At 66.5% G+C, this 20,307-nt stretch carries 19 protein-coding genes; 9 read left to right on the top strand and 10 right to left on the bottom strand.

Going from position 1 to position 20,307, the window contains the following annotated elements; all coding sequences use genetic code 11:
* Window positions 1-22 precede the first annotated feature (22 nt).
* From C8J44_RS11330 to C8J44_RS11305, 6 genes are all read right to left on the bottom strand, one after another.
* Complete coding sequence (locus C8J44_RS11330) at window positions 23-502, bottom strand: RcnB family protein (RefSeq protein WP_121904535.1); 480 nt, start codon at window positions 500-502, stop codon at window positions 23-25.
* A gap of 280 nt (window positions 503-782) precedes the next feature.
* Window positions 783-1,655, bottom strand: a complete 873-nt coding sequence (locus C8J44_RS11325; protein ID WP_121904534.1) for an alpha/beta fold hydrolase — start codon at window positions 1,653-1,655, stop codon at window positions 783-785.
* A gap of 104 nt (window positions 1,656-1,759) precedes the next feature.
* Window positions 1,760-2,659, bottom strand: coding sequence for a pirin family protein (locus C8J44_RS11320; RefSeq protein ID WP_121904533.1), 900 nt, complete (start codon window positions 2,657-2,659; stop codon window positions 1,760-1,762).
* A gap of 4 nt (window positions 2,660-2,663) precedes the next feature.
* Window positions 2,664-3,113: an NUDIX hydrolase gene (locus tag C8J44_RS11315; RefSeq protein ID WP_121904532.1), complete on the bottom strand. Its 450-nt coding sequence runs from the start codon at window positions 3,111-3,113 to the stop codon at window positions 2,664-2,666.
* Window positions 3,114-3,249: 136 nt separating this feature from the next.
* Entirely contained in the window at window positions 3,250-3,957 is a 708-nt protein-coding gene (locus tag C8J44_RS11310) for a glutathione S-transferase (RefSeq protein ID WP_121904531.1), read from the bottom strand.
* A 3-nt stretch (window positions 3,958-3,960) separates the two neighbouring features.
* On the bottom strand, window positions 3,961-4,245 hold the full coding sequence (locus C8J44_RS11305; protein ID WP_121904530.1) for a BolA family transcriptional regulator: 285 nt from the start codon (window positions 4,243-4,245) through the stop codon (window positions 3,961-3,963).
* A 122-nt stretch (window positions 4,246-4,367) separates the two neighbouring features.
* Here C8J44_RS11305 and C8J44_RS11300 point away from each other — a divergent pair, with 122 nt between their 5' ends.
* A complete protein-coding gene (locus C8J44_RS11300) occupies window positions 4,368-4,892 on the top strand; it encodes a J domain-containing protein (RefSeq protein WP_121904529.1) in 525 nt (174 codons plus the stop codon).
* Between the two features lie 63 nt (window positions 4,893-4,955).
* On the opposite strand, the gene C8J44_RS11295 is transcribed toward C8J44_RS11300, so the two are convergent.
* The 3 genes from C8J44_RS11295 to C8J44_RS11285 form a co-directional block, all read right to left on the bottom strand.
* A complete protein-coding gene (locus C8J44_RS11295) occupies window positions 4,956-5,405 on the bottom strand; it encodes an SRPBCC family protein (RefSeq protein ID WP_121904528.1) in 450 nt (149 codons plus the stop codon).
* A gap of 113 nt (window positions 5,406-5,518) precedes the next feature.
* The gene (locus tag C8J44_RS11290) at window positions 5,519-5,812 is read right to left on the bottom strand and encodes a hypothetical protein (protein WP_259466813.1); all 294 of its coding nucleotides are present in this window, start codon (window positions 5,810-5,812) and stop codon (window positions 5,519-5,521) included.
* A gap of 62 nt (window positions 5,813-5,874) precedes the next feature.
* Complete coding sequence (locus C8J44_RS11285; RefSeq protein WP_121904527.1) at window positions 5,875-6,303, bottom strand: VOC family protein; 429 nt, start codon at window positions 6,301-6,303, stop codon at window positions 5,875-5,877.
* Window positions 6,304-6,377: 74 nt separating this feature from the next.
* On the opposite strand from C8J44_RS11285, the gene C8J44_RS11280 reads away from it, so the two are divergent.
* The 8 genes from C8J44_RS11280 (at window position 6,378) to C8J44_RS11245 (ending at window position 15,470) form a co-directional block, all read left to right on the top strand.
* A complete protein-coding gene (locus C8J44_RS11280) occupies window positions 6,378-7,067 on the top strand; it encodes a winged helix-turn-helix transcriptional regulator (RefSeq protein WP_121904526.1) in 690 nt (229 codons plus the stop codon).
* Between the two features lie 43 nt (window positions 7,068-7,110).
* The gene (gene cobS / locus C8J44_RS11275) at window positions 7,111-8,115 is read left to right on the top strand and encodes a cobaltochelatase subunit CobS (RefSeq protein ID WP_056052421.1); all 1,005 of its coding nucleotides are present in this window, start codon (window positions 7,111-7,113) and stop codon (window positions 8,113-8,115) included.
* A gap of 4 nt (window positions 8,116-8,119) precedes the next feature.
* Window positions 8,120-9,943 carry a cobaltochelatase subunit CobT gene (cobT, locus tag C8J44_RS11270; RefSeq protein ID WP_121904525.1) on the top strand — a complete coding sequence of 608 codons (1,824 nt, stop codon included), beginning with the start codon at window positions 8,120-8,122 and terminating at the stop codon, window positions 9,941-9,943.
* Window positions 9,944-9,950: 7 nt separating this feature from the next.
* A complete protein-coding gene (locus tag C8J44_RS11265) occupies window positions 9,951-10,193 on the top strand; it encodes a ribbon-helix-helix domain-containing protein (protein WP_121904524.1) in 243 nt (80 codons plus the stop codon).
* Window positions 10,194-10,267: 74 nt separating this feature from the next.
* Window positions 10,268-12,778, top strand: coding sequence for a TonB-dependent siderophore receptor (locus C8J44_RS11260; protein ID WP_121904523.1), 2,511 nt, complete (start codon window positions 10,268-10,270; stop codon window positions 12,776-12,778).
* 7 nt (window positions 12,779-12,785) lie between these two features.
* Entirely contained in the window at window positions 12,786-13,532 is a 747-nt protein-coding gene (locus C8J44_RS11255; RefSeq protein ID WP_121904522.1) for a tetratricopeptide repeat protein, read from the top strand.
* Window positions 13,526-14,209: a Fe2+-dependent dioxygenase gene (locus C8J44_RS11250; RefSeq protein WP_121904521.1), complete on the top strand. Its 684-nt coding sequence runs from the start codon at window positions 13,526-13,528 to the stop codon at window positions 14,207-14,209. The genes C8J44_RS11255 and C8J44_RS11250 overlap by 7 nt, the downstream gene beginning before the upstream one ends.
* 154 nt (window positions 14,210-14,363) lie before the next feature.
* Window positions 14,364-15,470 (top strand): PepSY domain-containing protein, encoded by a 1,107-nt coding sequence (locus tag C8J44_RS11245; protein WP_121904520.1) that lies wholly within the window; start codon window positions 14,364-14,366, stop codon window positions 15,468-15,470.
* 152 nt (window positions 15,471-15,622) lie between these two features.
* On the opposite strand, the gene C8J44_RS11240 is transcribed toward C8J44_RS11245, so the two are convergent.
* Window positions 15,623-20,239 carry an NAD-glutamate dehydrogenase domain-containing protein gene (locus C8J44_RS11240; RefSeq protein WP_121904519.1) on the bottom strand — a complete coding sequence of 1,539 codons (4,617 nt, stop codon included), beginning with the start codon at window positions 20,237-20,239 and terminating at the stop codon, window positions 15,623-15,625.
* Window positions 20,240-20,307: the final 68 nt, after the last annotated feature.

Genomic DNA, 20,307 nt, shown 5'->3' with positions numbered 1-20,307 from the left:
GTGACGGAGGGGCCCGTCCGGCTCAGTAGAAGAAGCCGTTGTTGACCTGGACCACCTGGCCCGAGCGCGTGTCGACCAGGACGACGTCGCGGCCGTAGCGGACCCACCGCTGATAGCCGTACGCGGGGCGCGACAGGCGGTAGGTCTGATAGTCGTTCACCCAATAGTTACGGCCGTAATATTCGGGCGCGAACCGGTAGCCGACGTTGACCGGGCGATAGCGATAGCCGCGTGGGCCAACATAGGCGGGACGGCGATAGACGTTACCATGCGTGCGGCGATAGTCGCGCCAGTCCTCGCGTGCCTCGCGGCGGTCTTCGCGCAGTTCCTGGCGGGCTTCGCGGACGTCGTGGCGGTCGCCGTAGCGGCGCGCGCGCTGGAGGTCGCGCTGGCTTTCGCGGACCTCGCGCTGGTCGCGGCGGACTTCGCCGTAGCTCTGTGCGGTGGCGACGGTTGGGACGAGGGTGGCGGCGGCGACGGCCGCGAGGATCATCTTGCGCATGACTGCTCTCCTGTGTTCGACGCCGAATCGACGGCATGGACAGGGTTTTGCGCCCGTCGCGCTGAACGATCGCAGAATGCGGTCGTCAGGATTCAGACAGGTGCGCTGGTCAGAGCGAGCACGGTTCGATCAGCGAGTTTTCTGATCCTCCCCCGCCAGGGGGAGGTGGCTGGCGCTTGCCAGACGGAGGGGGCGGTCGGCGCCAACTTCTGTTCCGTGACCTTCCCCTCCGACGCCTTCGGCGCCACCTCTCCCTGGCGGGGGAGGATCGATACGGCTGTCAGATACCCCAGCGGCGCATGGCGGCGATCACCGCATCGGGCTTTTGCCACGGTACGAAATGGCCCGCATCGATCTTCTCGATCGTGAGGTCTGGCACATACGCGCCAAGGTCGAGCTGGCTCGGCAGCAATGCGCTGTCCTGTATTCCCCAGATCACCAGTACCGGCATCGCGGTCGGCGGGAACGGTGCGTCGAGAAAGGCCGGGCGGGGCGGAGTCTCGTCCATCTCGGGAACGACGATCGCGCTCGCGCGGTACCAGTTGAGCATGCCGGTGATCGCGCCGGGCTGGCCCCATTCGTCGAGATAGGCGGCCTTGTCCTCGGCCATCGCGGCAAGGTCGGCGTGCTTGGAGAAACTGGTGTCGAAGAAGGTTTCGAGGCCGATCGCGGCGATATGCTTTTCGAGATCGGGGTTGCGGAAGGCGCGGATATACTGGCTGGCGGCGCGCTGTTCGAGATCGTCGAACATGGTGCGCTGGAAGACGAGCGGGTGGGGGGCGTTGATGATGACGAGCTTCGCGATGCGCTCGGGGTGGCGGAGCGCCGCCATCCACGCGACCGCGCCGCCCCAGTCGTGGCCGACCAGTGTGAAGCGGTCGATCTTCAGGTGATCGGCGAGCGCGATCAGGTCTGCGACGATCTTGTCGGGGGTGTAGCTGTCGACGCCCTCGGGCTTGGCGGAGCGCGCGAAGCCGCGCTGGTCGGGGGCGATCACGTAATGGTCGCGGGCAAGGTCGGGGGCGATGTCGCGCCACGTACGGTGCGATTCGGGGAAGCCGTGGAGCAGGATTACGGGCGGGTTCGCGGGGTCTCCGCCGATCGCGACGTCGAGTTCGATTCCGGTAGATAACGCGATGCGTTGCAGTGTCATGATTCCCCTCCCGCTTGCGGGAGGGGTCAGGGGAGGGCCTGCCCGTCGCGCTGCCCTTGGAAGATGCCCTCCGCCGACCCCTCCCGCAAGCGGGAGGGGAGGAGTCACGGATAGCTGACCGTCTTCGGCACCGCCGGGATCTCGATCCATTCCTTCTCGTCGCCGGGCACTTTCGGGAAGTTGCCCGCGTTCCAGTCGCGTTTCGCCTGTTCGATGCGGTCGCGGCTGGAACTCACGAAGTTCCACCAGACGTGGCGCGGCGTCGTGAACGCATCGCCACCGCACAGCATCGCGCGGCCGCCGTGGGCGGACCGCAGCGTCGCGGAGATACCGGGCCTGAGCACGTACAGCACCTGCGGCTCCAGTTTCACACCCTCCAGCGTCGCCTCGCCCATCGCGAGGTAGATCGCGCGCTCTTCGGCCGCCGCGTCGATCGGCACGCCCGCGCCCGGATCGAGCGCGATGTCGGCGTAGATCGTCCCCGAATAGGTCGTCGTCGGCGCGGTCTGGCCCCACAGACTCCCCATGATGATTCGCGAGCGTGCGCCGTGCGCCTCGATCGTCGGCAACTGCGCCTTGGTGACGTGCTCGAACGCCGGGTCGATCTCCTCGACCGCCTCGGGCATCGCCAGCCAGGTCTGGATACCCGACAGGTTCGGCCCTTCGGCACGCTCGTCGCCGGGCGAGCGCTCTGAATGGACGATGCCGTGGCCCGCCGTCATCAGGTTCACCGAGCCCGGCTCGATCCGCGCCTGCGTGCCGAGCGAATCGCGATGATCGATCGCGCCGTCGAACAAGTAGGTGACGGTCGACAGGTTGATGTGCGGGTGCGGGCGCACGTCGATGCCTTGCCCCACGCCGAGATGCGCCGGGCCCATCTGGTCGAAGAACAGGAACGGGCCGACCATCGTCCGTTCCTTGTTCGGCAGCGTGCGGTGAACCTTGAACCCGCCGAGATCGTGCGTCGAAGGCAGGATGGTCTGGAGGACGAAATCATCGAGCATGGCGTTATCCCTTGGCAGGTTCCGTGGCGTCGAGGAGTTCGACCAGGTCTGCTGGATAGAGCGTTTCGTCATGCGCGACGATGTCGTTTCGGGAAAACCAGCGGTGACCGACGAGCAGTTGCTTCTCCTGTTCGGTGAGATTGCCGGCCTTTACGTCGCAAGTGTCGACGTCGATCCGGAAATAGCGTTCGTCGGCGGTGACCTCGACACCTTCGAAGGTGCGGAAGTCGACGACGCGGCGCGCGACTTCGGGGCCGCAGTCGATGTCGAGGCCGACTTCCTCCCACAGTTCGCGACGTGCGGCCGCGGCGTAGCTCTCGCCGGGATCGACTGCGCCGCCGGGCGTGCACCAGAGCGGCGGGCGGTCGGTGGGGGTGAAGCGGAACATCAACACGCGGTCTTGGCCGTCGACGAGCAGGATACGCGCGGCTGGGCGTGGGGCGCGCTCGCTCATCGATCCTCCCCCGTCAGGGGGAGGTGGCGCCGAAGGCGACGGAGGGGGAGGACACGGAGCAGCGGTCATCGCTTCCCGCCCCCTCCGTCTCGCTGCGCGATCCACCTCCCCCTGGCGGGGGAGGATCGAGAGCGGCTCATGCCGCGTCGAGTTCCGGATACGCGCGGAAGATGCCGTCGGTGTTGAAGGCAACGCGCCGGTCGCTCTTCAGATACGCCTTGATACCGGGAAGCGCCGCGACCTGATCGTGGATGCGGATCAGGTTCGGATAGTCGGGTTCGAGGGTCTTCATCCGCTGCGGGAACATGTAGCGCAGCCCCTCGATCACCTGGAATAGCGACGTATCGGCATAGCTCCATTTGTGATCGATCAGCCAGTCGCCGGTATTGGCTTGCGCCGCATCCTCGAAATGGCCGAGATACTTCGGCATCCGCGCCTCGCGGAACTGCTTGGCGGCACGCGCGGCCTCCGGCTTCTGGTCGTCGTAATAGTCCATCATCGCGACCGGATGATGGACGTTGTGAACCTCCGCGACGATGTCGGCGATCGTCAGCTGGAGCTGGTTGAGCCACAGCCGGTCCGCCATGTTCGATGGTGCAAGGCCGTGGCGCTCGCCGAGATACATCAGGATGTTGGCGACCTGCGCGATCACCAGACCGTCGAGCTCCAGATACGGCGGCGCGAACGGCGTGCGGCCGGTGCGATCGTTGAGGTTCGCGAGCAGACCCTCTTCGCCGACTGTCCGCGCGCAATCCTCATACGCGATCTCGGCGCCTTCGAGCGCAAGCCGGACGAACTCGCCGCGCCCCTGCAGCGACGGCCAATACCAGAGCTTGTAGGACATCGATCACTCTCCCGGCGCGCGGGCCTTGATGGCGAGCGCATGAATGTGCGTACTCAACAGATCGGCGAGCGCTTGGTTCACGAGCCGCTGGCGCGCGACGCGGGTAAGACCTTCGAAACGCGGCGTTTCCACCTCGACGCGGAAATGCGTTTCGCCGGTGCCGTCGTCGCCCATATGGCCGGCATGGAGCTCGCTCTCGTTGACGACGGTCAGCTGCGTCGGGCTGAGCGCGGTGGTGAGGCGGGCGGTGATCTGGTCCTGCATGGAGCCGGTGGCGAGGTCTGTCATGCTTCCTATATAGCCCGTTTTGGAAGCGCGGGGAGCCGGTGGCGGACGACGATCGAAAAGAGCGTAAGGAACGCCCCAGCCCACGGTTTCACGGCCGTGTGGAAGGGACGGGTCGCGTCTGCATGTGGCGCGATTGCGAGGAGCCCGGTGAATTCCGCGCACCACCGCTCGAAGGGCCGAGCGACGGCGGCCCGCCGCAATTTCGCTGGTTCTGCCTCGAGCATGTCCGCGCGTTCAACTCCGGCTATAATTTCTTCGACGGGATGACCGCGGACGAAATCCACTATGCGCAACGCCCTATGGCGGGCTGGGAGCGCGAGACGCGCGCGTTCGCGCATGGCGGCGGCGATACCCCGCCGAAATGGGCGGACTTCGCCGATCCGATCGATGCTATCGGCGCGCGGTTCGGCGAGCGGATGGCGGCGGCGCGCAAGGACGGCCGCGTGCTGTCGGACGGCGAGCGCCGCTCGTTGCGCGTGCTGGGGCTCGGCACGGATACCGATCGGACGGCTTTGCGCAAACGCTACAGCGAACTCGTCCGGCGCTATCACCCCGACCGCAACGGCGGTGACCGCGCGCATGAGTCGGAGTTGCAGAAGGTGATCTCGGCGTATCAGCATCTGAAGGGCGCCGCAGCGTTCGCATGATACGCCGGCACCTCGTTCGCCGTCCGCATAGGCCGCCCGCCGGGTGATGACGTTGCTACATCCTTATAGTCGCCGGACAACCTCTTCGAGTTGATCGGCTGCCGCGTTCCAGCCCGTTTCGAAGCCCATCGCCGCATGGCTGCCGCGCGCCTCGGCGGTCCAGTGGCGGGCGGTGGCGGTGTAGCGGGTCTTGCCGTCTTCCTCGAAGAACTCGTCGAGGCGCGTCATGAACGGGGTTTGTGGCACCCAACCCGCTGTGAACGCGTCGGTGGAGACGATGCGGATGTACGGCATCACCTCGAGATAGACGCCTTCGAGCGCGTTTTCCTCGTCGTTCGGGCCGCGAAGGATCAACGCGCAGCGGCCGCCAGCGCGCAGGTCGAGTTCGACGATCTCGGTCGTCCAGGGGCGCGGGCAGAACCAGTCGGCGAGATGCTCGGTCCAGGCACGCCACACCGTCTCGACGGGGGCGTCGATCAGGCGAGTGATCGACAGGTCGTACGCGTCGGTCATTCAGTCTCTCCCTGTGCCGCCAGCCATGCGGCGAACGCCGGTGAACCCGACCATCTGATCGGCGAGTGCCCTCGCGAAGGCCGGACGCGCTTCGACTCGCGAGACATACTCGGTCAGTTTCGACTCGCGAGACATACTCGGTCAGTGTCGGATGCGCGTCGAGCAGCGGCGTGCCGCCGAGCATGCGCAATACCGCCACCGTCATCAGGTCGCCCGCCTCGTACGTGGGCACCCTGCCCGAAGGGTTGACGATCGCGGTGCAGCGGCTGTTTCTGTTCGCCCTGCTGGAGATACAGCACGTCATAGGCCTGGCCGACCTGCTCGAGCGCCCAGCGGACGCGCAGGTCCCGCACTTGGCCCTTGGCGAAATCGGGAACCCAGTCATAGGCCGTGATGATCGGTCGCATCGTTTCCCTTTCCGGATGTCACGAGGTCGGCGCAGTCTCCCCGGCTGGATCAGGTGGCGGGATCAGTCCGGCTGGGTCTCGCCCATCGCCTGCGTCGCCGCGGCCATGTCCATGAAGAACGGTCCCCAGCCATGCCCGTCGAGATCCTCGAAGGCGCGGCTGTACATGAAGCCGATGTCCTCGGGATCGTGCAATTCGCGCCCGCCGGCCGCTAGTGCGGCTTCCGTGATCGCATCGACGTCGGCCGGGCTGTCGAACGACAGCGCCAGCAGCACGCCGCTCGTCGTCTTCGCATCGATGATCTGCTTGGCCGTGAAGGTGGCATAAAAGGCGCGGTCGAGCAGCATCACCATGATCGTGTCCGACCACGCCATCGCCGATCCCTGATCGTTCGAGAACATCGCGTTCCGTTCGAACCTGATCGCCGCGTAGAACGCCGTCGCGGCCACCACGTCGGCGACCGGCAGATTCACGAAGATGGCTTTGCTCATGGCTGCTCTCCTGGTTCGACTCGGTTTCACACCGTATTTGCATTGCATGCTCGCGATGGTTACCTAAAACAACTATGAAGTTAGAAAATGTAACCAGCGCATCGTCGAAGCGGTGGTATGACGATGCGTGCGGCACGGCGATGGCGCTCGAACTGGTTGGAGAGCGCTGGTCGTTGCTGGTCGTGCGCGAACTGATGTTCGGTCCGCGGCGGTTCGGCGAGCTGAAGGCTAACCTCGGCGGGATCAGTGCGAACGTCCTGACGCAGCGGCTGGAGGGACTGGCGCGCGCCGGTATCCTGATCCGGCGCATGCTGCCGCCGCCCGCTAGCGTACAGGTCTACGAGCTGACGCCGTGGGGGTATGAGAGCGAGACCGCGATCCGCGAACTCGGTCGATGGGCGGCGCGGTCGCCTGCGCACGATACCACCCTGCCGCTGAGCGCGGCCTCGCTGATGCTGTCGTTCCGGACGATGTTCTCGCGGCAGCGCGCCGATGGCTGGATCGCGGTCGTCGGTTTTCGGCTGGGCGGCGAGGGGTTCGTCGGCCGGGTCGATGGCGACTGGATCCATGTCGTGCGCGCCGACCCCTCGGTCGCGGACGTCACGTTCGACGGCGATCCGATGACGATCGCATCGCTCGTCTATGGCGCAAGGCCCTTTCGCGATGCGGAAGCCGCGGGCACATTGCAGATCACCGGGAACCGTGCGCTTGCCGAGCGGTTCGTCACACTCTTCCCGCTTCCGGACAAGGTCGCGGTTGAGTAACGCCCCTCGCTTGTCCTAGAGCGGTGGGGAACACGAGGCCAACATGACCGATATCCCGAATACCCAGCCCGACAGCCGCGAGACCACGATCCTCGACGCACCCGACCGCATGGTGAAGGTGCGCGAGATGTTCGGGATCGATTCCGACATGGAAGTGCCGGCCTTCTCCGAAGCCGACGAGCGCGTCCCCGATCTCGATCCGGCGTACGTCTTCGATGCCGACACGACGCTCGCCGTGCTGGCGGGTTTCGCGCATAACCGTCGCGTGATGGTCCAGGGCTATCACGGCACCGGCAAATCGACGCATATCGAGCAGGTCGCGGCGCGACTGAAATGGCCGTGCATCCGCATCAACCTCGACGCGCACATCAGCCGTATCGACCTGATCGGCCGCGACGCGATCGTCCTCAAGGACGGCCAGCAGATCACCGAGTTCCGCGAAGGCCTGCTGCCCTGGGCATTGCAGACCCCAACTGCGCTGGTGTTCGACGAATACGACGCGGGCCGCCCGGACGTGATGTTCGTGATCCAGCGCGTGCTGGAGACCGAAGGCAAGCTGACGCTGCTCGACCAGAACCGCGTGATCCGTCCGAACCCGTGGTTCCGCCTGTTTGCGACCGCCAACACGGTCGGCCTCGGCGATACGAGCGGGCTGTATCACGGCACGCAGCAGATCAACCAGGGCCAGATGGACCGCTGGAACATCGTCGTCACGCTCAACTACCTGCCCGCTAAGGTCGAGGCGCAGATCGTGCTCGCCAAGTCCGGCGAATACGACAAGCCCGAGGGCAAGAAGACCGTCGAGAACATGGTCCGCGTCGCCGACATGACGCGCAAGGGCTTCGTCAACGGCGACATCTCGACCGTGATGAGCCCGCGTACGGTGATCACCTGGGCGCAGAACGCGCTGATCTTTGGCGACGTCGGCTTCGCGTTCCGGTTGAGCTTCCTCAACAAGTGCGACGAGGCGGAGCGGCCGCTGGTCGCCGAATATTACCAGCGCGTGTTCGGCAAGGATCTTCCCGAGAGCGTGGTGGGCAAGGCCTAAACCTTTGGCCAACGAAACCCCTCTCGATCGCTTCAAGGCGGTTCTTGCCGGTACCGCGCGTGCGATTTCGGAGGAGCCGGAGGTCGAACTCGCGTTTACCGCCGATGCACCGACACAGTCGGGTAAGCACATCAAGGTGCCGATGCCCGCGCGCGCCCTGCCGCTGGAGCAGGTCGCGGAGGCGCGTGGGTTCGCGGACGGATTCGCGCTCCGGTTGAAGCATCACGACATCGCGCTGCATAATCGTGCGGCGCCGGTCGAGGCGGTTGCGCGCGCAGTATTCGATTCCGTCGAAACCGCACGCGTGGAAGCCCTCGGATCGCGCGGCTATGCGGGGATCACCGAGAACCTAGAAAGCGCGCTCGACGTGCGGTTGCGGGCGGATCCGATCACGCGCGCGCGCAATCGCGACGAGGTGCCTTTGTCGACCGCACTTGGCCTGATGGTGCGCGAGCGGCTGACCGGGCTGGAATCTCCCGCGATCGCCGCGCCCGGACTAGCGCTGGTGCGTGAGTGGATCGAGAGCAAGACCGATCTCGACGCGCTGGCCTATGCGCTCGACGACCAGAAGGCGTTCCAGGGTCTTGCGCGGAAAATGCTGCAGGAACTCGAACTGGTCGAAGGCGATCAGGTCCCCGAGGAAAGCGACGAGGGCGGCTCCGAGGACGAGGGCACCGACGAGCAGCAGCAGGACGAGGGCGACGAAGGCGACGACCAGGGCGAGGACGGCCAGGGCGAAGTCGAGGCGCGGGGCGAACAGTCCGAGCAGCAGAATGAGGAAAGCGACGGCCAGGAGCAGAGCGACGAGTCGATGGACGACATCGACGGCGAGCCCGGCGACGACGGCGAGGAAGGCATGCAGCCGGTCCGCCCGAACCGTCCGTTCGCGGACATGGGCGGCGCGTTCGACTACAAACCGTGGACGACGCAGTTCGACGAGGTGATCGCGGCCACCGAGCTGTGCGACGCCGACGAACTCGCACGCCTGCGCGGCTATCTCGACCAGCAGCTTGTGCACCTGCAGTCGACCGTGTCGAAACTTGCCAACCGGCTCCAGCGGCGGCTGATGGCGCAGCAGTCGCGGTCGTGGGATTTCGATCAGGAAGAGGGCATCCTCGACGCCGCGCGGCTCGCGCGCGTGATCGTCAACCCGACGCTGTCGCTGAGCTACAAGGCCGAGCGGGAGACCGACTTCCGCGACACCGTCGTGACGCTGCTGATCGACAATTCCGGCTCGATGCGCGGCCGCCCGATCTCGATTGCAGCGATCAGCGCGGACATCCTCGCGCGCACGCTGGAGCGCTGCGGGGTGAAGACCGAGATCCTCGGTTTCACGACACGTGCGTGGAAGGGCGGTCAGAGTCGCGAGACGTGGCTCGCCGCTGGCCGTCCGCCGCAGCCGGGTCGCCTCAATGACATCCGCCACATCGTCTACAAGCGCGCCGACGAGCCGTGGCGCCGCGCGCGCAACTCGCTCGGTCTTATGATGCGCGAGGGGTTGCTGAAGGAGAATATCGATGGCGAGGCGCTGATGTGGGCGCACGCCCGGCTGGTTGCACGGCCCGAGGAACGCCGCATCCTGATGGTGATCAGCGACGGCGCGCCGGTCGACGATTCGACGCTCAGCGTGAACTCGGGCTCGTATCTCGAACGGCACCTCCGCCAGGTGATCGGCTGGATCGAGAGCAAGTCGCCGGTCGAGCTGGTCGCGATCGGCATCGGCCACGACGTCACCCGCTATTACGCGCGCGCGGTGACGATCATGGACGTCGAGCAGCTTGGCGGCACGATCATCGAACAGCTGGCCTCGCTGTTCGATACGGAATGAGCGGATCGTGATCGAAGTGCCAGCTGGCGGATTCCACGGACCCGTCAAGCGCTCGATCACGATTGCAGGCCACCAGACCTCGATCAGCCTCGAGCCCGTCTTCTGGCAGGCGCTCGAGGCCGTTGCTGTGCGGCTTTCCCTGCCATTGTCGGCACTCGTCGCCGAAATAGACGCGATCCGCATTGTTGCGGACGATCCACCAAACCTTGCTAGCGCGTTGAGAACATGGCTGTTCAATAATCCAGGTTGAGAATTACTCGCATTAGCGTTGACAGTGCGAACGACTCTCAATAGCGAGCCCCTCAAGAACAAAGGGGTTTGTCCATGTCGCTACCTTCGCCGCGCGCATCTTCGCCGCGTTCGTCCACCGTGCCGGCCTTCCTCGCTTTGTCGTGCGTCGGCGCGTTCGCGACCGCGCCGGCCTATGCCGCGGATGCCGACAAGTCAGCCGCGCCGGTGACCGATGCGCAGCAGCGCGAGGAGATCCTCGTCAATGGGCAGCGCCTGCATGACGAAGGCCCCAAGCAGGTCGCGCCGCTGGTCAACACGCCGCGTTCGGTGATCGTGCTGCCGAAGGAAGTGATCGAACAGACCGGGTCGAACAGCCTCGCCGATGCGCTGCGCACCGTTCCCGGCATCACGTTCGGTGCGGCCGAGGGCGGCAATCCGATCGGCGACCGCCCCTTCATCCGCGGCTTTGACAGCCAGGGCAGCATCTATGTCGATGGAGTCCGCGATCTCGCCGCGCAGACGCGCGAAGTGTTCGCGGTCGAGTCGGTCCAGATCGTTCGCGGCTCGGATTCGACGCTGGGCGGGCGCGGTTCGGCGGGCGGTACGATCAACATTCTGTCGCGCCTGCCGCAGCTCGACAATTTCGGATCGCTCGGCGCCAGCTATGGCGAGGCAGACTACAAACGCATCACCGGCGACGTGAACCTCAAGGTCTCCGATACCGCCGCGTTCCGGATCGAGGGGATGTGGCACGATCAGGACGTCGCCGGCCGCGATGCGATCTGGGCGAAGCGCTGGGGCATCGCGCCGTCGTTCGCGATCGGGCTCGGCACGCCGACCCGGCTGACCGCCAGTTTCTATCATATGGAGAGCAGCGAATTGCCGGACAGCGGCATTCCGTATCTCTACACGATCGCCAACCATCCGGGCGCCGGCAACGTCACGACCGAGCCTGCACTCGGCACTGTGACGACCGCCAGCGGCCAGACCGGCTACGTCTCGCGGAAGAACTTCTATGGCCTGGCGGCGCGCGACTTCCGCGATTCGACCACCAACCAGGCGACGATCCGCGTCGAGCATGATTTCGGCGGCATCACGCTGCGCAATACCGCACGCTACACGCACAGCGACCAGAGCTATATCTTCACACTGCCCGACGACAGCCAGGGCAATGTCTATGGCACGACCGCGACCGCCACGAGTGGGGTCAATCCGATTGCCGGCGGTACGAAGGTGACGGGTGGCGGCTATGTCTGGACGCGCGGCAATACGCGCTACGGCTATAGCGAAAGCATCGTCGACCAGACCGATCTGTACGGCAAGTTCAACACCGGCGGGATCGAGCACAGCTTCTCGCTGGGCACCGAAATCTCGTGGGAGAAGACGCGGCGCGGTACGTTCGTGTCGGCCAACGGCTCGACGATCAGCCCGCGCTGCGACACGGTCACGATCGCGCGCTCCTATTGCGTGAGCCTGTTCGACCCGAACCCGTATGCGCCGTGGGTCAATTACACGAGCGACACGTCGACGACCGCGACGCCGATCGTGAAGGGTGCGACCTCGGCCGAGACGCAGAACGACGCGAATACCAAGGCGGTTTACGCGTTCGATTCGATCACGCTGATGCCGGCGCTGATCTTGAACCTCGGCGCACGCTACGACCGGTTCCAGTCGACCGTCATCCTGCCCGGCGCCCAGCAGACGCGGATCAAGCGCGTCGACAATTTGTTCAACTGGCAGGCCGGCCTCGTGTTCAAGCCGACGTCGGAAACCAGCCTGTACGCAAGCTATGCGACCGCCGCGACGCCGCCTAACAGCCTGCTCGGCGAAGGCCGCGAGGACAATGCGATCACCGCCGCCGTGCTCAACCTGCTGCGCCCGCAAAAGACCAAGTCGTACGAGGTCGGTGCGAAGGCAAGCCTGTTCGGCGAAAAGCTTCAGCTTGGCGCGGCAGTGTTCCAGACCGATATCGCCAACGCGCGCGTGCTCGATGACAACAACACCGCGTCGTTCATCGGCGAGACGCGGATCCGTGGCGTCGAGTTCAACGTCAGCGGGACGATCCTGCCCGGCTGGACTGTGTTCGGCGGGTTCACGCATCTCGATCCGAAGATCATCGACGGCGGCTCGACGATCCTGACCGCGCCGGCGATCACGCGCACCGCGAACGGCGTCACCACCGTCATCCAGCCGGCCCGGACGATCGGCGTCGTGTCGGTCAATACCGGCAAGCAGGTCCCGCAGACGGCGAAGAACAGCTTCACCGCGACCACCAACGTCACCGTGACCAAGCGGCTCCAGATCGGCGGCACGGCTCTGTACATGGACGACCAGATCGGTGGCTATGCCGACAACCGCACCGCGACGCAGACTGCGGCCGGCGTCGTGTCGGTCAACCCGGCGACCAAGGTCCTGACGCGCAGCACCCCCGACTACTGGCGCTTCGATGCACGCGCGAGCTACAAGCTGACCGACAATGTCGACCTCAGCGTCAATGCGCAGAATTTGACGAACAAGACCTATTTCTCGCAGACCTATGCCAGCCACTATGCGACGCTGGCGGCCGGTCGCACGATCTTCGGCACGGTCAACCTGCGGTTCTGAGGATGATATGACGGCGATCGATACCCTCACGCCCGACGCCATCGCCGCGCGCCTCTCCGGAAGTCCGGAGGAGCGCGCGGCGTTCGTGCGCGAGGCAGCGGATGCGGGCGTTGCCGAGGCGCAGGCGGTCTACGGGCAGATGCTGCTCGACGGGGTTGGCGTTGCGGTGGACCGGCAGGCGGCGCTCGGCTGGTTCGTGAAGGCGGCGGCGCAGCATCATGTGATGGCACTCAACATGGTCGGGCGCTGCTACGATCTTGGTTGGGGTACCGCGGTCGACAAGGCGCGCGCGGCGGAATGCTACCGGATCGCCGCCGAGCGCGGGCTCGATTGGGCGATGTATAATTACGCGACGCTTCTCGCGCTGGGGGAGGGTGTCGCCGAAGACAAGCCGGCGGCATTGGCGTTGCTGGAGACGGTCGCGGGGATGGATTCGGGGCTCGCCAGTGCGAAGGCGATCAACTTCGTCGGCAGTTTTGCGGAAGACGGCTGGGCGTGCGAGCGCGATCTGGTGCGGGCTGCTGAATGCTATGCACGGGCAGCGGAGGGCGGCGATTTCCGCGGATGCTTCAATCACGCGCGGATGCTGGGCGCGGCGGGGGATGTCGACGCGGCGCTGGTCTGGTTGAAACAAGCCGGCGCGCGGGGCAACGCGGCGTTTCTGGGCAAGGCCGTAGCATGGCTGGCGGTTAGCGATATCCCCGCGTTCCGCGCTGCTGGCGTGGCCGCATTGCGCGAGGGCGCGGCATGTTGATCGCCGTTCCCGAGGTGCTCGATCCGGCGGAAGTGGCACGAGTGCGGAGCGTCATCGATGCGGCCGAATGGATCGACGGCAACGCGACGTCCGGCCAGCAATCCGCGCTCGCCAAGCGTAACGAGCAACTGCCCGAGGACTCCGCTGCGGCGCGCGAGGCGGGCGGCATGATCCTCGACGCGCTCGGACGGTCGGCGTTGTTCGTCGCCGCTGCGCTGCCCCTGAAAGTCTTCCCACCGCTGTTCAACCGCTACGCCGGCGGCCAGGATTTCGGCCTTCACGTCGACACCGCGATCCGGATCAAGCGCGGCTCCGACTTCCGCATCCGCAGCGACCTGTCGGCGACGCTCTTCCTCGCCGATCCCGACAGTTACGACGGCGGCGAACTCGTGATCGAGGACCAGTTCGGGCCGCAATCGGTCAAGCTGCCCGCCGGCCACATGGTGGTGTACCCAGCGTCCAGCCTGCACCGCGTCGCGCCGGTCACGCGCGGCGTACGCGTCGCGTCGTTCTTCTGGTTGCAGTCGATGGTCCGCGACGACGGCGCGCGACGGATCCTGTTCGATCTCGACCAGGGCGTGCAGGCAGTTGCAGCCGCACAAGGGCAGGGCGATCCGGCGACGGTGCGGCTGACGGGGGTGTACCATAACCTCCTGCGCCGCTGGGCCGATGTCTGAGCACGGCCCGTCATCCCGACGAAAGTCAGGACCCAGGATCACGGGCCTTACGCTGCTTGGCTCTGGGTCCTGACTTTCGGCAGGATGACGGGGAGGGGAAGGATGGACTTGCGTACGCCTGCCATGCCACGCTCCATGAACGGGGGAATTTACGATGGGCAAGATGGCGATGCGGCGAGCGTGGTTTCAGGTCCACAAGTGGATCGGGCTGATTCTCGCGATCCTGATCATTCCGTTGTCGCTCAGCGGCGCGGCGCTGGTGTGGCATGACGCGCTCGATCGAATCGTCGACCCGACGCGCTATGCGGTGTCGGGAACGACGGTGCTCAGCCCGGACGCCTATGTCGCGGCGGCGGCTACCCGGCTGACGTACGACGAGCGGATCGCGCAGCTGACGATGCCCGACGATGGCGGGCCGGTCGTCATTGCCGCCGCCGCCGGGACTGCATCCAAGCGGCCGGGACCGCCGCAGCGGACGATGGTGTATCTCGATCCGCCGACCGCGCGCGTGCTGGAGGTGTCGCCGTCGAACGGTGGGCTCGTGCGGTTTCTCCACGTGCTGCATGGTAGCTTGCAACTGCCCGGCGTCGGACGCTCGATCGTCGGCTGGATCGGCGTGGCGATGATGGTGTCGTGCTTCACCGGGCTCTGGCTGTGGTGGCCGACGGTCGGCAAATGGACGCGCGGGCTGCGGTTTCGGCGGCATCGCAACGTCGATACCAACCTGCATCATCTGTTCGGGTTCTGGATCGCGCTGCCGCTGTTTGTGCTGTCGCTGACCGGCGCGTGGATCTCGTTCCCGCAATTCTTCGGGAAGATTACCGGGGAGGCGTCGCGGCCTAGAGTTGGGCCCGATCGCGGCGCGATGATGCGCGCGAAACCGCTGGCTAAGCCCGCGCAGCCGCTCGACGTCGCGATCGGCAAGGCGCGCGCGCTGGCAGGTGGCGCGCCGCTCCGCAGTGTCGCATGGCCGACCGATCTTAGCGCCGACTGGACCGTGACGTTCGCGCGCGGGACGACGCCGGTCGGGGTGAAGATCGCCGACGACACCGGTGGCGCGACCGCGGCAGCCGCGCGGCCGCAGGGCGGCGTGGCGCGGTGGATGCGACGAATCCACGACGGCACCGACATGGGCGCGCTGTGGCAAGTGATCATTTTCCTTGGGGGGATATTGCCGGCGGTGCTGGCGGTGACCGGGGTGATCATGTGGTGGCGCGCGCGTGGGTGGAAGGCGGAACTGGCGGCGCGGCGGGCGGTCTAGTCCCTCGCCCCTCCGGGGAGAGGGAAGGAGGAGCTCTTGCGACGGAAGGGTGAGGGGCTGTTGGGATCCAGGTCCCGAGCCTCACGCCCCTCACCCTCCCACACGCAAACGCGCGCGGGCCCCTCCCTCTCCCCGCAGGGGAGAGGGGTAAGTTAGCGTCCCAGCAGCACCCGTGCCTGTCCGGCGATCTGCGCGAGCATCGCCGCATTCGGCACCGCCGCATGGCGCGCGCGATCGATTACCGCCTTGAACTGCGCCACGCGTGTTGCGTTCGCGGTTAGCCATTGGTCCACCGCACCCTGCGGATCCTGCGCGCCGCGGCGGGCGAGGAATTCGAGCCGTAGCTGCTGGAAATCTCGTGCGAGGCCGGCGATCAGCAGGCGCTCCCACGGATCGGTCGGGCTGATCCGCGCGGCGTTCGCCTGCGCCCAGTCGAGCCCGAGCGCCTGCCCCAGATGCGTGAACGCGCGCGTGAGGACCGCTTCGTCGAGCGTCATCCGTTCGCCGAGATCGGCCAGACCGACCGCGCCGTCCATCTCGAACAGGCGGACTACCTTGCGCACCAGATCGCCCGGCGCACCGACCGCTTCGAGCTGCCCCGCGATGCGGCTGCTCTGCGCGCTCGCCTCTTCGAGCAGCAACGCCGCGGTCTGGCTGTCTAGCTGCGTGATCCCCTTCGCCAGCCGCGCTAGTACGTCGCCGGGCACGGCGCCCGGTGCAGACACGCGCAACAGGTCGGCGATCTGCGAGCGGGTCGCGACGGCCACCTCGTCGAACAGCGCAATTCGCGCCGCCTCGGGCATCACCGCGGTCTCGATCTCCGCCCACAAGGCCGGCAGGTCGAACAGGCGCTCGGCGACAACGAACATCGCCGCGATATCGCCCATCGCCGCGCCTTCCTCTTCCGCCAGCTCGAACGGGTAGAGGATGCCAAGGCGGTTGACGATCCGATTGGCGAGCTTGGTCGCGACGATCTCGGGCCGCAGCCGATGCTCGTCGATCGCCGTCTCGAACCGCGCGCGCATCGCTGCGGGGAAGGCAGCGTGCAGGTCGGGCTTAAGCGCATCGTCCTTGGCGATATCGCCATGCTCGATCGCATCCTGCAACCCGAGCTTGGCGGTCGCGAGCAGTACCGCCAGCTCGGGCCGCGTGAGCCCCAGACCATCCTGGCCGCGACGCAGCAGGATGTCGTTCGACGCCAGCCCCTCGACCGCACGATCGAGCCGCCCGGTGCCCTCGAAGATCTCGATCACGCGGACATAGCTCGGCATCGCGACCGCGCCATCCGCCTCGGCGATCGACAGCGCCAGCGTCTGGAGGCGGTTGTCCTCCAGCACCAGATGCGCGACGTCGTCGGTCATGCTGGCGAGCAGCGTGTTGCGGTCCTCGTACTCCAACCGCCCCTCGATCATCTCGCGGTTGAGCGCGATCTTGATGTTGACCTCGTTATCCGAGCAGTCGACGCCCGCCGAATTGTCGATGAAGTCGGTATTGATCCGACCCCCGCGTGCCGAGAACGCGATACGCGCCGCCTGCGTGACGCCCAAATTCGCGCCTTCGCCGATCGCGATCACGCGCAGGTCCTCGGCGTTGACGCGCAACCGGTCGTTGGCCGGATCGCCGACCGCGACGTTCGCTTCCGATGCCGCCTTCACATAGGTGCCGATGCCGCCGAACCAGAGCAGGTCGGCCGGCGCCTTGAGGATCGCCGAGATCAGCGCACCCGGCTCCATCTCGCTCGCGGTCACACCGAGTGCAGCCTGCACCTCAGGCGACAGCTTGATGACCTTGTCGGTGCGCGCGAACACGCCGCCGCCCTTCGAGATCAGGCTGGCGTCGTAGTCCGCCCAGCTCGACCGCGGCAGCGCGAACATCCGGTTGCGCTCTTCCCAGCTGGTCGCCGGATCAGGATCGGGATCGAGGAAGATGTGGCGGTGATCGAACGCCGCGATGACCTTCAGCGTCTTCGACAACAGCATGCCGTTGCCGAACACGTCGCCCGACATGTCGCCGCAGCCGACAACGGTGATGCTCTCGCTCTGCACGTCGAGCCCGCGTTCGGCGAAGTGCCGCTGGACGCTCAGCCATGCGCCCTTGGCGGTGATCCCCATCGCCTTGTGATCGTACCCGACCGAGCCACCGGAGGCGAACGCGTCGCCGAGCCAATAGCCGCGTTCGAGCGCGAGCGCGTTCGCCACGTCGCTGAACGTTGCGGTGCCCTTGTCGGCGGCGACGACGAAATACGGATCCTCGCCGTCGAGGATCGTCACGCCGTCCGGATGGACGACCTTGCCCTCGACGATGTTGTCGGTGATCGACAGCAAGGTGCGGATGAAGATCCGGTAGCTCTCGGTGCCTTCGGCCAACCACGCGTCGCGGTTCGACGGGGCAGGGAGTTGCTTGGGATAGAAGCCACCCTTCGCGCCGGTCGGCACGATGACGGCGTTCTTGACGCGCTGCGCCTTCATCAGCCCGAGGATCTCGGTGCGGAAGTCGTCGCGACGGTCGGACCAGCGCAGGCCGCCGCGTGCGACCGGGCCGGCCCGCAGATGGATGCCTTCGACGCGGGGCGAATACACCCAGACTTCGCGCCACGGCACGGGCGCGGGGAGGCCCGGAATCAGATGGCTGTCGAGCTTGAACGCGAGCGCTTCCGACGCGGCCGGCGTGAACGCGTTGGTGCGTAGCGTTGCCGCGATCAGATTGCGATACGCGCGCAGAATACGGTCGTCGTCGATCGCCGTGACTGCGTCGAGCCCGGCTTCGATTGCCTGGTCCGCCTTGATCGCGTTGCCCGGGTGCTCCGGATGATGGACCGCGGTGAACCGCGCGATCAGAGCGGCCGCAACCTTCGGCGCACGCCGCAGCGCGTCGACCACGGTGGTCAGCCCGTACGGCAGCCCCGCCTGACGCAGATACCGGAACCACGCACGGAACAGCACGATCGCCTCGGGACGCATCCCGAGTTCGACGATCAGCCGGTTGAACGCATCGTTCTCGGCCGCGCCTTCGAGCACCGCCGCGATCGCGCCTTCGAGCACGGGCGCGTCGCTCTGCTGCGCCGCGTCGTTCGCCTCCAGCACGAAATCATGCACGAACGGCACGCTGTCATCGCGCAACCGCGTCGGCAGCTCGCCGATCACGCGGAAGCCGAAATTCTCCAGCACCGGGACCGCGTCCGACAACGGCAACGCACCGCCGAGCTTGTAGATCTTCAACTGCGGATCGGCGCCGGCTTCACCCGGTACGAGACGCACGCCACGCGCATCCGCATCGCCGAGCGCGGCGATGCGCTGGATATCCTCGGCGGCCTCGGCGGGCGTGCTGAGGTTGCGGTAGTTCTGCGGGAACGCCGCCGCCCATTTGAGCGCAAGACGCGCCGCACGCGGCGGTGGCAACGTCTCAACCAGTGCCGCCTCGACGTCCGACACCCAACCGCGCACCATCCGCTGCAACCGCAGCGCGAGCGGGGCGACGTCGGGCATCCGACCATCGCCGCGCAGATCGAGCGTGTAGCGGATCATCGCGACCTCGCCGTCCTCCAGCGCGATCGACCAGTTGAGCACGCTCGCATTCGCCGCTTCGGCCAGCATGTCGCCGATCGCGACGCGGCGGCTGGTGGTGACGTCGTCGCGCGGCAGCCAGACGAACCCGAACAAATGACGCCCGAGCGCCGATTCGACGAGCACCAGCGCGGGCCGCGGCCGATCCGCGAGGCTCATCGCGGTTAGCGCCAGATCCTCTAGCGCATCGGGCGCGAACGCAATCACGAGGTCGTGCGGCAATGCGGTGAACGCATGCGTCAGCGCCTTACCGGCATGACCACGCGGATCGAACCCGAACTTCGCCTTCATTGCGGCAAGACGCGTGCGCAATACCGGCACGTCGCGCGGCATCGCGGCCAGCGCGGCGCTGGTCCACAGCCCGCTGTAGATCGACAGCCCGGCGACGGTCGCGCCTTCCATCACCGGCACGACGACGAGGTCGAGCGGCACGGCGCGGTGGACGGTCGAAATCAAGTTCGACTTCAGCAACAACGGCGCGTCGTTGCCTGCCTCGAACCATTCAATCGCCAGTGCGCGCGAGGCTTCGGCGAGGATCGGCACGCGGTGTTCGTTGCGCGCAATACCCAGCGCGGCGTGGCCACTCCCGTCACGATGCCAGATCTGGTGCCCGAGCAACGTCAGATGGCCGCCCAGGAACCACTGCAACAGCGCCGCGCCTTCGCCCTCGGGCAGCTTGGCGATATCGTCGTCGAGCGCGGCTTGCATCGCACGCCAGTCGGTCACCGCCGCACGGACGTCGGCCAATACGGCGGTCAGATCCTCGATCAGCCCGCGACGGTCACGCGCATCGGCGCGCTCCATCTCCAGATAGATCATCGATTCGGGGCGGCCAGCGCCTTGCCCATCGGCGTCGATGGCGTGCAGCGTGCCATCGGGCGCGCGTGTCGTGCGGACGACGGGGTGGATGATTCGATCGACCGCGATGTCCTGCGCGCCGATCGCCGCAGCGATCGAATCGACCAGGAACGGCATGTCGTCGTTGACGATCGCAAGCCGCATCCGCCGCCGCGTGTCGTCCGCGCTGATCGGCTCGATCGCGATCGCCGGCGCACCGTCGTCGCGGTGCGCGGCGGTCGCGGCGACGAACGCCGCAGCCTGCGCGACCTCGCTCGCCCCGAAGTCCCTCAGTTCGCCCGGAAGGGCCCGTTCGGTCAACCGGCCCGCGAGGGTTTCGGTGAGCGTGTTCAACGATTGGTTCGCCATAGATCAGGGCCTATGCGCCCGCTATCCGCCTATCTCAACCCTTGTGGCAGGTGCGAAGGCGAATGCTG

The organism is Sphingomonas sp. PP-CE-3A-406 (genome assembly GCF_003688625.1).
GTDB lineage: Bacteria > Pseudomonadota > Alphaproteobacteria > Sphingomonadales > Sphingomonadaceae > Sphingomonas.
This window is presented reverse-complemented; position numbering and strand designations above follow the sequence as displayed.